The organism is Pseudomonas sp. fls2-241-R2A-110, from assembly GCF_030209165.1.
Taxonomy (GTDB): domain Bacteria; phylum Pseudomonadota; class Gammaproteobacteria; order Pseudomonadales; family Pseudomonadaceae; genus Aquipseudomonas.
This window is the reverse complement of the sequence record NZ_JARVSN010000053.1, coordinates 1-11,746: the sequence shown is the minus strand read 5'-3', so window position 1 is coordinate 11,746 and position 11,746 is coordinate 1. Positions and strand designations below refer to the sequence as shown.

The window sequence follows — 11,746 nt, the reverse complement described above, 5'->3', positions numbered from 1 at the left end:
ATGAACTTTTTACAGACGTTGACCCAACGTAACGCCGAGTTCGCCGCAACCGGTTTTCGTGCCGACCTCAAGATTATTCCTTCACAAAAAACGCTGATCCTTGGCTGTGTCGACCCCCGCGTCGATCCGATGGATGTGCTCAAGCTGGCCCCCGGCGAGGCTGCCGTGATCCGCAACGTCGGTGGCCGCGTGAACCCGGCGCTGTTTGAGACGATGGCCATCCTCGGCACCGTGTCCCGCGTCGGTGGCGCGGCGGTCGGCCAGGGCTGGAACCTGATCGTCCTGCACCACACCGATTGTGGCATCAGCGGCTGCTATCACCACGCGCCCGCATTGTTGGCCAAACACATGGGTGTGTCCGAGAACGATCTGGCGGCGCTGGAAATCGACGACCCCTACAAAGCGGTCGGGGTTGATGTGGCGGCCTTGAAAGCCAATCCAAACCTGCCAGGTGGATTCACCGTGACAGGGCTGGTCTACGACGTGACCACCGGGCGCATCGACACGGTGGTGCCCGCCAGCCTGCTCAGACCTGAATAAACCCATCGACTTTATTCGTGCTGCATTTTCTGATTTTGGAGACAAACAATGAAAACATTTCTGGTGACAGGCTCCACCGGCGCTACCGGCGCCCCGACCGTGAAATTCCTGCTTGAACAGGGTCATCGTGTGAAAGCCTTCGTTCATCGCGAGGACGCGCGTTCGCAAACACTCAAGGACATGGGCGCCCAGGTGTGTGTCGGCAACCTGTTGGACCTGAAGTCACTACGTCCGGCCATGGAGGGCGTCGAAGGGGCTTACTTCTGCTATCCCTTGAGCGATGGCCTGGTGGAGGCAGCGGCGTTGTTTGCCCAGGCCGCCAAAGAAAAGGGCGTGACGCACATCGTCAACATGTCGCACAAACAATCACGCCCCGACGCACGTAGCCAGGCGACCCTGAATCATTGGATGTCAGAGCAAGTGTTCACCTGGTCAGGCGTCCCGACCACGCACCTGCGGGTCACCTTTTTCGCGCAATGGATGCTCTACATCGCGCCGCTCATTCGTGAGGGCCGCTACCTCACACCGTTCGACGCCGACAGCCGGTTTGCGCCGATTGCGGCCAGCGACATTGCCCTGGTTGTCGCCAACATCCTGCTCAATCCACAAGGTCACGGCGACAAGGCTTACCCGCTGCACGGACCGATCGAGTACAGCCACGAAGAACTGGCGGGGCTGCTGAGCCGCACGCTCGGCAAGGACGTACGCTATGAGCAAGTCAGCGTCGAGGAGTTTGTTCGTATGCTGGGCCTGGATCATGCCCCGGCGTTTGCCGTGCACTTCAATGCCGTGAAGATCGACCAACGGGAAAAGCGTCTCGAAGGCCTCGATGACACCGGCACGACCATCATCGGCCAGGCACTGCTGACGCCAGCGCAGTTCATAGAGCAGCACCGGGAATTGCTGATGTAAGCCAACAATCCGGCCACTCAAGCCAACGGCTCACCCCTTATGGCTTGGGTTTTTTCTCAACGTCCCTGGAGCCGCTCGAAGTCTGCGCATCTTTTTCCGTGGCCTGCGAGTCGGCTCCTGAGTTTGAGCCGGCCGCTTCCTCGCCTTTTTTGTCGGCCTTGTCTTCCTTGGATTCAGCGCCCTGAGGCTGGTTGAAACCTGGAAGCGCAGCCGGTGGGACCGCTGATTCTGCAACGGTGTTTTCGCCTGCCAATGGACCCCTCGCGCAGGTGCGTGTGCGGACACTCCATTGCGCTAAGGCGCCGTGGTGTTGATCAGTTCTTGCATTGCGCCAACACCACTTTGCAGGTGTCTGGCGTGCCCCCGGAGCGGCCGGCATAGCGAATGCAATTATCGAGGGATTTCTTGCGCGCCATGCCCAACGTGTTCCCCCATGCCAGGCCGCCCTCACCAGCCGTGGGTAGGGCTTTTGCGTAGCAAGCACTGCTGGCGTTTGAAGCCAGATAACGCGTCGAGGCCGGTTTGCCCGCGCAGCCCGCTGTCAGCGCCACGCTGATGGCGAGCAGGGAAGGCAGAACCCATGACGAGCATTGATGCGCTGTTAAACCGGTCATCTCATCTCCCCTGGATCAAGAGGTTTGAGGCGTGGATTGGCTCGTACCGTGCCCTGTTGAGATTAGTTGGTGTTGCGCCTGCCCATGGGAAGCGCGGACAAAAAAGCCTGAATTCTGGACCAAACAATCGACCCTTCGTCGCCTCCCGACTGATCGGCGCTTTAAGCGTCTCTACTTAAAGTCAGGCCCTGTTTTTACAATGAGGCGCGCCATGAGCGACGAACAGGTGGCACCTGAGACGAAAGGCGTGACGGTGGACTTGTTGGCAACGATTGATCTGGGGCCCGAGATCGAGGGCATGGCAGGGCGCCAACTCAGAATGCGTCGGGTGACTATCGAGCCCGGCGGCGTCTTCGGGCCGATTCACAACCATGTGGACAGACCCGGCACCGTCTACATCCTGCAAGGAACGATCACCGATCATCGTAATGGCATCGCGACCGACTATGGGCCGGGCGTGGGCTGGCCCGAGGACAGGTACACCACCCATTGGCTTGAGAATCGAGGAACGATTGCAGCGGTGGAGATCTCGGTCGATATTGTGCGGCAGACGTAATTTCGCGCTCCTATGCGCTGAGTCCAATCAACGTCATTCCTGACTTCATTCCTGTACTGGGATACCTGGAGGACGTGATCCTTTTGCCGCTTGGCATTCTGCTCGCTGGCTGCGGTGATCATCGTACTGGTCTGGCTCATTGCGGCGGGTGTCTGCGGGGCTTATTTTCTTTGAAGGGAGGGCGGCAAACAAAACCGATCAATTGCACACGAAAAAGCCCGGCTGTTCAGGCCGGGCTTTTGCGTTGAGTAGTGCGGTGAAACCAAGCATTTATGCAGCGCGGCTTTCGATCAGACGGTCGGAACCACCCTCGGCAACTCGTTTTTCGATCAGACGGTCAGAGCCACCTTCAGCAACACGATTCTCGATCAGACGATCCGAGCCACCTTCGGCGACGCGTTTTTCGATCAAGCGATCCGAACCGCCTTCGGCAACACGATTCTCGATCAGACGATCCGAGCCACCTTCAGCAACGCGTTTCTCGATCAGGCGGTCGGAACCACCTTCGGCAACGCGTTTTTCGATCAGACGATCCGAACCACCCTCAGCCACACGACTTTCAATCAGACGATCCGAGCCGCCTTCAGCGACAACCGGGTGAGTCGAAGTAGCGGCGAAAGCGTTAACTGCAAAAACCGAGAAAGCGATGCTGAGGAAGAGTTGGCGTTTCATGATGGTGTGCTCCGGGGTGTAGTTGTTTGGTATGGAGGCGATGTTACGCCGCGGAGTTTTTAAGAGAACTTCATTGAGTTGATGGTGACTATCGACGTCGGCAATGGATGGACGAACTGTTCTTCCCAGAATGATGGCATCGGGCTACGCGTTGCTTGATTGGATCCACGGTGGCACCCTCAGCGCCCGTTGCACCAAGGAGCCAGGTGATCAAGGAATGAGTGGATACGTACCCAACCCCCCGAAAAACTATCGATACGACGAAGCCAAACCCGTCGATATCCATGCCAACCGCTGGGCCGAATATGAGAAACACGGCAAAGCACCGGCTCCCGCAAAAGAGAAGGTCAGGGTCGCGTTGCGCATTGGAGTGTTCTTTGACGGGACGCTGAACAATGCCAGCAACTCTGCTTCGGGACTGCTTTGCGGCGCACATCATCCGATTCTGCCGACAGATGTCGATGCGAGTTGTAAGCCTTACATGGCGGACCCCGAAGGGAGTTACGGGAATGATGTGAGTAATGTCTTCAAGCTTTATGAGCTTTATCCAGCAGCCAAAGATGTAAAGGGTGAAGGATCGACCAAGTTGATGTTACGAAGCCTTTACGTCGAAGGTATAGGCACCGAAAGCGGAAACGAAGACAGCTTCGGGAATGCCGCAACCGGACGCGGCGCCACGGGTGTTGCGGGCAAAGTCCAAAACGCATTTTCTTTACTGAAAGCCTTGGTTAAACAGGCTATCGATCAAAACCCTGGAGATGAGATCACTTCGTTGACCTTCGATACCTTTGGTTTCAGTCGAGGGGCTGCAGCCGCCAGGCATTTTGCAAACGAAGTTGTACGTTGTAGTCAGGGGCCGTTGGGAGAGGTGTTGCGCAGCAACTCTGCTGGCTTCAGCGCTAGATTTACGGGGCAGTACAACAGCGAAATTTTGATGGGCTTCATTGGTTTGTTCGATACTGTCCCTTCAGTCGCGGGATTCACTAATCTGGGAAATATCCAAAGCCCTGCCGCACCCGGAATCAAGTTGTACCTGGATCGTAAATACTTTACCGATGTCGTTCAATTGACCGCCCGAGATGAACGGCGCGCCAATTTTGCTTTGAGCACTGTTATTCCCGCGCATCCTGAGATCCCTGTACCTGGGGTGCACTCCGATATTGGAGGTGGTTATCGTGAAGAAGTGGAGGAGTGCGTGCTGGTAGGTCCCATGCAGGCACTCACGGTGCCAAATGGTACCGATGTTAAAACTACATCCATCTATCGGGATGCGATGCAGCAAAAGGCAAAAATGATCGCCAACGGTTGGCCCGAAACGATGCTGGATGTTGTCACCCCCAAGCCGACGTTGGCGATAGATGCATCGCTGGAAAAGATAGGACTAAAAGAACTTCGGGTTTACGCAGGCCTGCAACTCAATCGGACGGTCAATGGCAAGCTTTCGACGGTGTATCTTCGGTTGATGCACAAATTGGCGACGGAGAAAGGCGTGCAATTGAACGATATCCCGGATACACCGGAGTACTCCGTACCTTCCGAGCTCCAACCATTTTGCGACAGGGTTCTGGCAGGTAACTACGAGCCGCAACCTGCCGAAGAGAAACTGTTGAAACTCAAATACATTCACATGTCTGCAAATTGGAGTAACCCAATAGGGGCAAGCCGTGAGCGTGGCCTGACCATCCGCTACACCAATGCGCCTACGAGCGACGGTGTTCGTGTACGACATCCTCACGTCCCTGACTCTACCTGGAGAACATTCTGATGCGCTCGATCCTCATTTTACTGGGCGCATTTTTTATAGTGGGTTGCCATGCAGGTGACTTGCTCTCTGGCAAAAACGACCCGAAGAATGAGTGGTGGAGTCTCAGTTTTGTTGAGCCTTCTTATATGAAAGTTTGGGTGGAAGACACTGCTGTTGAGGACATAAACGGCAAGCTTTTCCGTCGAACTGGAGGCGGCACCGCAGCGAGTAGTGAGCCAGAAGACGGCACTGAATCTGCTCGTGGCTGGAATAAAAATATAAGCAGTAGCATTCGTGGCGTAGTCGGTGCGGATCTACCGAAGCGTATTTATGTACGTTGGCAGTCCATCGTTGAGTCGAAAACATATCGGGCATGGGTCGATATTCCTGAGGAAGCACGGCAGCTAATGCACGCTTCGGTGAATGAGCGTTGCCCGGCGACACCTCAAGAGCCTGCCAATTACCTGACAATGGTTTACCTCGGACTTGCTCCGGGGGGCATCGTGCAGGTTTGGGTGACCGACAGATGCTTGAAATCGATCAAAGTTGCACGCGCACAGGCGGAAGTGGAGCCTTTGGGGCCAAGCCAAGGTAAAACTGAAGGGCGTTATGCTTATCCGGTTAGTGCAGAATCGAAGCGCTATATCGAGCGATTCGGGATCCCTTATGGCAGTTGGTAATACATACCGCACAAAAAAAACGGGCGCCTGAACACCGCCCGCTTTCTTTTGCTCCTCTTATCAGCAACTGCAATTCCGGCTATAGCGCCTAGTCAGGGTAAGGCGGAGGGGAAATCAGTGTATCCAGTTGGTGATAAGGCGAAGCGGTATGTCCGCTACATGGCACTCCATACGGAAGTTGGTAATGACTGCAACACTACTACGGTCAGCACTCATTCTGATGCACACATTATTTATGTTCGTCAGTGCCTTTTCGATCCTTGACTGCCAGGCTTCAGACCTTTCCTCAAATAGCGAGCTCACCAGAAAATGGTGGAGCCTCAGCTTCAACCAGCCTAACTACATGAAAGTTTGGGTCGAAGACAGTCAAGTCGAAGACATCAACGGCAAATTATTGCGCCGTACAGGCGGCGGGACGGCGGCGGGGAACGAGCCTGAAGACGGTACGGAGTCAGCTCGGGGATGGGGCCAAATAACCGGGGGTATTCGGGAGGTTGTTGGTGCCGATTTGCCAAAACGTATCTACGTTCGCTGGCAGTCCGTTGTCGAGTCGAAAACCTACAGAGTCTGGATCGACATACCTGAGAAGGCCCGGGAAATAATGCGTGCGACGGTCAATGAACCTTGCCCGTCAGAGCCCAACGAACCGACCGGCACTATCGCGCTGGTCTACGTCGGCCTCGCTCCAGGCGGAATCGCTCAGGTGTGGGTCTCGGATAAATGCATGAAACCCATCAAGGTCGCTCGCGCCCAAGCAGAGATAGAACCGTTGGGGCCAGACCAAGGTAAAAGTCAGGGGCAATACGCGTATCCAGTTAGTGAAAAGGCGAAGCGCTACATTGGCCAATATGGAATTCCATACGGCAGTTGGTAATCGCCGCCCCAAAAAACAAAAAAAGCGACCCCAAGATCACAATCCATCTCAATCGATGGCTATTTAGTTGTGCTATACAACTAAATAGCCATCGATTGAGGTGCTCCCCGTGACTCATTCTCCGCCAGACCTGATCAACCAAGTCCGTTCAACGTCGCGCCTCATGGTGCGCGAGCTGGGGTTCATGCAAGCCACTCTGGCGGCGACGGACTATCCGCCTTCGTCGGTTCACACAATTGTGGAAATCGGTGAGCGGAGTTCGTTGACTGCCGTGGAACTTGTGGAGCTTCTCGGCCTGGAGAAGTCTTCGGTGAGCCGCATGGTCCGCAAGTTGATTGACGCGGGCGAGATCGAGGAAGTCCTGAACGAGGAAGATGGCCGTTCCAAGAAGCTGCAACTCACGGCAAAGGGCATGGAGACCCTGCGAGCCATTGATTCATTCGCCAGGGAACAAGTAAGTACGGCGATGTCACACTTAACCACCGAGCAACAGCAGGCAGTCAGTGAGGGCATCGCCAACTATGCCGCAGCTCTGCACGCGCATCGACTCGGCATCGCTCAGCCGCCCTCGGCGCCTCTGGACATCGCTCGGGGTTACCGGCCCGGCATCATCGGCCGAATTGTGCAGATGCATGCCGACTACTACGCCAGGCTTGCGAACTTCGGCCAGCCGTTCGAAAGTCTGGTTGCTGCAGACATGGCAGAGTTGATGGGGCGTTTGGACAATCCACGCAATGAAGTTTGGGTGGCGTTGGATGGTCAGCGGATTGTCGGTTCCATCGCCATAGATGGCGAAGGAGAGGGCGGCGAAGCAATTCTGCGTTGCTTTATTCTTGATGACTCGGCTCGGGGCAAAGGCGCAGGCAAGCGCTTATTGGCGCAAGCCATTAAGTTCTGTGACGAACACGGCTTTTGCGCGACAAGGCTCTGGACATTCAAGGGGCTCGATGTCGCGCGTAAACTCTATGAAGTAGCTGGTTTTGAATTAGAACAGGAGCAAGAGGGGGAGCAATGGGGCGCACGGGTTACCGAGCAGTGTTATGTACGGCGCTGCCCGCCGTAAACATCCGAATTGGCTCCCGCCGCAGCTATTTTACTGCGCCGCCGCTTTTGATATCTCCACAAAAGATATCAACGTTGCCACTGTCCGGTGCACTTCGCACGACGATGGAGTACTCACCGGACAGCAGGACCGGCAAAGCGACCGGTGCGGATCTTGAGAATGACCAACCACGCACCGCTTGGCGTTCGGTGTTGACGCGATCATTCATGGCGTAAGCGACGGGCCCAGGTTGCTGGCAACTACCTTTATTGATGAACGTGTAAAGGCGCAAGGGCAATATCGATCCACTTGGCGCGCCACTGATGAAGAAGCTGAGTCCGGTTTCTTTGCCCCAGTCAGACAATGTCACATTGCCGATCTGACCGGTGTTCTGTCGGGTGGCAACCAAGGTGACGCTCGCTCCTGGTTGTGATGAAGTGGCGCAGCCAAAGAGACTTGCGCTGATCAATAGAGCGGTCAGTGAATATCTGAGCTTCATTGCCAACCTCCGGTATTGAAGAACTGCAATAGGAGATTAGCCGGTATAGCTCATGAATCACCTCCTTGGTGTAGCCCGAGCGAAATTCCATCTACCTGCTTAGTGGAGAGGCTTGGAGGGTAGGGCGTTAAAAAACCCGACTGATGAGGCCGGGTTTTTATTTGAGTACAGCGCTAAAGCCAATCATTTATGCAGCGCGGCGTTGTTGAGTATGGAAGCGATATTACGCCCCGGAGTTTCAAGAGAACTGATGATGACTATAGAAGGCAGCAATGGAGGCGCCTCACCCCCAGGTTTGCCCGAGCCTTCCCAGATCAGCTTTTTGCAGATCTTGCGCGCTCAGCATGATGCGAAACTTGCAGCTGGCATTGAAGTTAAGAAAAAAGGGTTCGGCTAACGCGGGGATATCGGATGGCTCATTGACGTCGACCAGAAAAATCCCGCCACGCATGCCATCCTGCTCAGTAAAGTAAGCCGCCTCCGGCTTGATGCTCTCCAGAATGCGCTCAATCACCTGGCCGGCCGTCCCGGCTTTGATAAGGGAGTTGAAGGGTTCATTAGGGCATTCGACCATCATTAACATCTTCATGATTCAATCCTCTGCTCGACCCGCAAACCTGTAACCAGGCCTATGCGCCTGGTGCCCGTGCCGCTGGCCATCGATTCAACAATCTTCGCAGCGCGTGTCATCAAGAATAGCCAAGCGTGTGCGGTCCCTCGGGGCAGGGTTACGGATGGTCATGAAGCTTCATGTCGAGAATTGAAAAAGTCTTGGCATCGGGCTCAATTCGACGGCTTCGACGGCTTCGGCGCATAGATGTCGCGTAAACCCCCACGTTTATTGCCCGTTTTGGCAGGCAGGTCAGGTACTACCGGACGAGATCGGGGCTGAGGGTTGGAGCGACTGCGGGGCTGAGGTTGTTTGCTCATGGATTGCCTCCGGCTTTTTCAGAAAGTCGCGCGATAGCCTTCTTATTATGTAGCTGCTATCGCCTCACGACCTGCCGTCAACGAGTCGCACCCTGTGACAGTCAGTTGGGCCAAGTTTCTGACCTTTCGATGAGCGAACATCCAGCGGCATCAGCGGCTGGCCTGACTGTTTATCCAACAGCACAGAACGCGTCTCCTGCGGTTTGAACAGATAACGTTCGCCCCACTGCCTCATGCTGACCACCACCGGAAAGATCTCGCGTCCTTTTTCTGTCAGCACATATTCCTTGTAGGCGCTGCCATCGGACGCGGGTCGTACATCGAATACCCCGACTGCAACCAACGTTTTCAGACGTGATGTCAGAATATTTTTCGCTACGCCCAAGCTCTTTTGAAATTCGCTGAATCGTCGGATGTCATCGAAGGCATCGCGGATGATCATGAGCGACCAGCGATCTCCGATGGCCTCGAGTGTTCTTGCTACCGGGCATTCGCTGCTTTGCGGTGACGCGTCTGCGACCATTTTTTTAACCTTCCGAAATGGGTGTTTGCCAAGCCTGTCCACCGAGCTGGTGCAATGTGGTTGCAATTTGAAACAAGATACGACAACAATCGATCTGGTTTTTAATTGCAACCAGTTTAGCGCCAAGGAGGCGTACATGACAGCAGATACTGACCCCGCTACCCAGCGTTTCCTCAGTCAGCCTTCGGCATTGCCGCCTGCGGATATCGAAGAAAGTACAAGGGCTCACCGAGCCCCAGGACTCTCTGCTTCGCTCACGCTACTGTTTTCTGTCACCTGTGCGCTTGCAGTAGCCAACGTTTACTTTGCACAACCGCTACTCGACTCAATGGCTCAGAGTCTGGGTGTCGCCTCATCCATGATCGGGGTTGTGGTGACCGCGACTCAGATTGGATACGCGTTGGGGCTGCTTTTCATCGTTCCGCTTGGCGATCTGATCAACCGCAAGCGGCTGATTTTGAGTCAGGTACTGCTGTCTGCCATTGCGCTGGCGGCGGTCGGCGCAGCACAGCAATGGATCGCCCTGTTGAGTGCCATGATCGTAATGGGTTTGCTGGCAGTGGTTGTTCAAGTACTGGTGGCATACGCCGCGGCGCTGGCAACACCATCGCAACGCGGACAGGCAGTGGGGACGGTAACCAGTGGCATTGTCCTGGGCATTCTGCTGGCGCGGTTCACCTCTGGCGTGATCGCGGACATCGCGGGCTGGCGCACTGTGTATTTCCTGTCCTCGGGGCTGATGCTGATACTGGCGTTGGTGCTGTGGAGGGTGGTTCCAGTCACCGCGTCGCCAAGGCATCAAGCCCCTTACCGGGCGCTCATAAGATCGCTCTTCAAACTATTCATCACCGAGCGCACGCTGCGCGCCAGAGGCCTGCTGGGTCTAATGATCTTTGCCGCTTTTTCCGTGCTGTGGACGTCCATGGTGCTGCCATTGAGCGCCCCGCCTTTGTCACTCTCACATACGGCAATCGGCATGTTTGCATTGGCAGGCATTGCCGGTGCACTTGCGGCCAGAAGAGCCGGTTGCTGGGCCGACCAAGGTCATGGGCAACGAGTGACCGGCATCTCGCTGGTGCTACTGACGCTGTCGTGGTTGCCCATCATGTTTGCCGAGACATCCCTGGTCGCGCTGGTCTGCGGTGTAGTGGTGCTCGACTTTGCGGTGCAGGCGATACACGTCACCAACCAGAGCATCATTTTCGCGGCACGCCCCGACGCCCAAAGCCGCATGGTCGGCGCCTATATGTGCTTCTACTCGGTCGGCAGCGCACTGGGCGCGGCCGCTGCGACCCAGGTGTATGCGCTTTGGGGCTGGACAGCAGTCAGCCTGCTGGGCGCCTTGATCAGCGCTAGCACATTGATTCTATGGTTTCTCACGCGTCATCTCTTAACGGCCCATCAAGTGGCATCGCTTCGCTGATGTCCGCTGAGGCAGGCCTATACTTTAAAAGTCAGCACACTCGATACGACCTGCGGTCTTGGGTAATACATGGGGTGGCGCGTCGAGTGATCGTTCATGCAGGTCACGGCCTGCCTTCGTCGTAAAGAGGAGAAGATCATGGCGCGTAAATACATCGACTGCCGCGAGTTTCCAAGCGATTCCAAATGCTCCGTAGCGCTCAGCGCAGACTCTGAAAACGAATTGCTCGAGGCTGCCGCACAGCATGCGGTCAGTGTTCACAAGCACACCGACTCACCGGAGCTGCGTGCTCAACTGAAAACGATGTTTCACGACGGTACCCCACCTGTTGAAGCACCGCGCCCCGTTTAGCATAAAAGGGACAGACTACGATGACGGCAATGCTGACCCATCGTGATCTGTCCCGATTCTTTAATGGTGGTCTTTCGCGAGGTGCTGTAATCGACCTGGCGTTGACGATGGGCGTCTGGCAGCCATCGCCAAAAGCGGTGAGTCAGCGTCCAGGCTCTGGGGAGGGGAAAGAATTTTTAGACGGGGGTTGACCACCTGTTTTAATCCTGTATTATTCGCCTCCCGCTAACGAGCATATTGAACTTGCTCCTAGCGTAAGTAATTGATTTGAATGAAAAAATCATGCGCTTTTAAGGGTTTCATTTTGTGAGAGTGTGCTGTAAGATGCGCACCTCGGTTGAGACGAAAGATCTTAACCAACCGCTCTTTAACAACTGAATCAAGCA

General features: G+C 55.4%; 15 protein-coding genes and 1 pseudogene. 10 read left to right on the top strand and 6 right to left on the bottom strand.

Translation table 11 applies throughout. The features are described 5' to 3' along the window. Both QRN31_RS31280 and QRN31_RS31275 read left to right on the top strand, forming a co-directional pair. The gene (locus QRN31_RS31280) at positions 1 to 540 is read left to right on the top strand and encodes a carbonic anhydrase (protein WP_285436781.1); all 540 of its coding nucleotides are present in this window, start codon (positions 1 to 3) and stop codon (positions 538 to 540) included. Positions 541 to 588: 48 nt separating this feature from the next. Then, positions 589 to 1,452 (top strand): NmrA family NAD(P)-binding protein, encoded by an 864-nt coding sequence (locus tag QRN31_RS31275; protein ID WP_285436780.1) that lies wholly within the window; start codon positions 589 to 591, stop codon positions 1,450 to 1,452. Between the two features lie 37 nt (positions 1,453 to 1,489). Here QRN31_RS31275 and QRN31_RS31270 read toward each other — a convergent pair whose 3' ends face one another. Next, the gene (locus QRN31_RS31270) at positions 1,490 to 1,705 is read right to left on the bottom strand and encodes a hypothetical protein (RefSeq protein ID WP_285436779.1); all 216 of its coding nucleotides are present in this window, start codon (positions 1,703 to 1,705) and stop codon (positions 1,490 to 1,492) included. A gap of 61 nt (positions 1,706 to 1,766) precedes the next feature. Next, on the bottom strand, positions 1,767 to 2,066 hold the full coding sequence (locus QRN31_RS31265) for a hypothetical protein (protein ID WP_285436778.1): 300 nt from the start codon (positions 2,064 to 2,066) through the stop codon (positions 1,767 to 1,769). A gap of 211 nt (positions 2,067 to 2,277) precedes the next feature. Between QRN31_RS31265 and QRN31_RS31260 the strand changes: the two genes are divergently transcribed. Together QRN31_RS31260 and QRN31_RS31255 are read left to right on the top strand one after the other, a co-directional pair. After that, positions 2,278 to 2,622, top strand: a complete 345-nt coding sequence (locus tag QRN31_RS31260; RefSeq protein WP_285436777.1) for a cupin domain-containing protein — start codon at positions 2,278 to 2,280, stop codon at positions 2,620 to 2,622. 11 nt (positions 2,623 to 2,633) lie between these two features. Further along, positions 2,634 to 2,726: pseudogene (locus tag QRN31_RS31255) on the top strand (DUF1232 domain-containing protein); the annotation flags it as partial. A 166-nt stretch (positions 2,727 to 2,892) separates the two neighbouring features. On the opposite strand, the gene QRN31_RS31250 reads toward QRN31_RS31255, so the two are convergent. Further along, entirely contained in the window at positions 2,893 to 3,294 is a 402-nt protein-coding gene (locus QRN31_RS31250; RefSeq protein ID WP_285436776.1) for a hypothetical protein, read from the bottom strand. Positions 3,295 to 3,511: 217 nt separating this feature from the next. On the opposite strand from QRN31_RS31250, the gene QRN31_RS31245 reads away from it, so the two are divergent. The 4 genes from QRN31_RS31245 (at position 3,512) to QRN31_RS31230 (ending at position 7,655) form a co-directional block, all read left to right on the top strand. Continuing rightward, positions 3,512 to 5,059: a T6SS phospholipase effector Tle1-like catalytic domain-containing protein gene (locus QRN31_RS31245; protein ID WP_285436775.1), complete on the top strand. Its 1,548-nt coding sequence runs from the start codon at positions 3,512 to 3,514 to the stop codon at positions 5,057 to 5,059. Next, positions 5,059 to 5,718: a DUF2931 family protein gene (locus tag QRN31_RS31240; RefSeq protein ID WP_285436774.1), complete on the top strand. Its 660-nt coding sequence runs from the start codon at positions 5,059 to 5,061 to the stop codon at positions 5,716 to 5,718. Before QRN31_RS31245 ends, QRN31_RS31240 begins: the two co-directional genes overlap by 1 nt. A 220-nt stretch (positions 5,719 to 5,938) precedes the next feature. Further along, positions 5,939 to 6,592: a DUF2931 family protein gene (locus tag QRN31_RS31235; RefSeq protein ID WP_502942532.1), complete on the top strand. Its 654-nt coding sequence runs from the start codon at positions 5,939 to 5,941 to the stop codon at positions 6,590 to 6,592. 109 nt (positions 6,593 to 6,701) lie between these two features. Then, on the top strand, positions 6,702 to 7,655 hold the full coding sequence (locus QRN31_RS31230) for a bifunctional helix-turn-helix transcriptional regulator/GNAT family N-acetyltransferase (protein ID WP_285436773.1): 954 nt from the start codon (positions 6,702 to 6,704) through the stop codon (positions 7,653 to 7,655). A gap of 25 nt (positions 7,656 to 7,680) precedes the next feature. Here QRN31_RS31230 and QRN31_RS31225 read toward each other — a convergent pair whose 3' ends face one another. The 3 genes from QRN31_RS31225 to QRN31_RS31215 all read right to left on the bottom strand — a co-directional run bounded on the left by QRN31_RS31225 (position 7,681) and on the right by QRN31_RS31215 (position 9,586). Continuing rightward, positions 7,681 to 8,133: a hypothetical protein gene (locus QRN31_RS31225; protein ID WP_285436772.1), complete on the bottom strand. Its 453-nt coding sequence runs from the start codon at positions 8,131 to 8,133 to the stop codon at positions 7,681 to 7,683. 283 nt (positions 8,134 to 8,416) lie between these two features. Further along, positions 8,417 to 8,722 carry a panthothenate synthetase gene (locus tag QRN31_RS31220; RefSeq protein ID WP_285436771.1) on the bottom strand — a complete coding sequence of 102 codons (306 nt, stop codon included), beginning with the start codon at positions 8,720 to 8,722 and terminating at the stop codon, positions 8,417 to 8,419. Between the two features lie 405 nt (positions 8,723 to 9,127). Then, complete coding sequence (locus QRN31_RS31215) at positions 9,128 to 9,586, bottom strand: winged helix-turn-helix transcriptional regulator (RefSeq protein ID WP_285436770.1); 459 nt, start codon at positions 9,584 to 9,586, stop codon at positions 9,128 to 9,130. Between the two features lie 136 nt (positions 9,587 to 9,722). Here QRN31_RS31215 and QRN31_RS31210 point away from each other — a divergent pair, with 136 nt between their 5' ends. Further along, on the top strand, positions 9,723 to 11,009 hold the full coding sequence (locus QRN31_RS31210) for an MFS transporter (protein WP_285436806.1): 1,287 nt from the start codon (positions 9,723 to 9,725) through the stop codon (positions 11,007 to 11,009). 138 nt (positions 11,010 to 11,147) lie between these two features. Then, positions 11,148 to 11,360 carry a DUF1059 domain-containing protein gene (locus QRN31_RS31205; RefSeq protein ID WP_285436769.1) on the top strand — a complete coding sequence of 71 codons (213 nt, stop codon included), beginning with the start codon at positions 11,148 to 11,150 and terminating at the stop codon, positions 11,358 to 11,360. Positions 11,361 to 11,746 lie beyond the last annotated feature (386 nt).

Bases quoted from the DNA above. Each gene is read 5' to 3' on its own strand.
- QRN31_RS31250 (WP_285436776.1), bottom strand. From the start codon at position 3,294: ATGAAACGCCAACTCTTCCTCAGCATCGCTTTCTCGGTTTTTGCAGTT.
- QRN31_RS31280 (WP_285436781.1), top strand. From the start codon at position 1: ATGAACTTTTTACAGACGTTGACCCAACGTAACGCCGAGTTCGCCGCA.
- QRN31_RS31260 (WP_285436777.1), top strand. From the start codon at position 2,278: ATGAGCGACGAACAGGTGGCACCTGAGACGAAAGGCGTGACGGTGGAC.
- QRN31_RS31225 (WP_285436772.1), bottom strand. From the start codon at position 8,133: ATGAAGCTCAGATATTCACTGACCGCTCTATTGATCAGCGCAAGTCTC.
- QRN31_RS31220 (WP_285436771.1), bottom strand. From the start codon at position 8,722: ATGAAGATGTTAATGATGGTCGAATGCCCTAATGAACCCTTCAACTCC.
- QRN31_RS31240 (WP_285436774.1), top strand. From the start codon at position 5,059: ATGCGCTCGATCCTCATTTTACTGGGCGCATTTTTTATAGTGGGTTGC.
- QRN31_RS31205 (WP_285436769.1), top strand. From the start codon at position 11,148: ATGGCGCGTAAATACATCGACTGCCGCGAGTTTCCAAGCGATTCCAAA.
- QRN31_RS31245 (WP_285436775.1), top strand. From the start codon at position 3,512: ATGAGTGGATACGTACCCAACCCCCCGAAAAACTATCGATACGACGAA.
- QRN31_RS31210 (WP_285436806.1), top strand. From the start codon at position 9,723: ATGACAGCAGATACTGACCCCGCTACCCAGCGTTTCCTCAGTCAGCCT.
- QRN31_RS31215 (WP_285436770.1), bottom strand. From the start codon at position 9,586: ATGGTCGCAGACGCGTCACCGCAAAGCAGCGAATGCCCGGTAGCAAGA.
- QRN31_RS31275 (WP_285436780.1), top strand. From the start codon at position 589: ATGAAAACATTTCTGGTGACAGGCTCCACCGGCGCTACCGGCGCCCCG.
- QRN31_RS31265 (WP_285436778.1), bottom strand. From the start codon at position 2,066: ATGACCGGTTTAACAGCGCATCAATGCTCGTCATGGGTTCTGCCTTCC.
- QRN31_RS31235 (WP_502942532.1), top strand. From the start codon at position 5,939: ATGCACACATTATTTATGTTCGTCAGTGCCTTTTCGATCCTTGACTGC.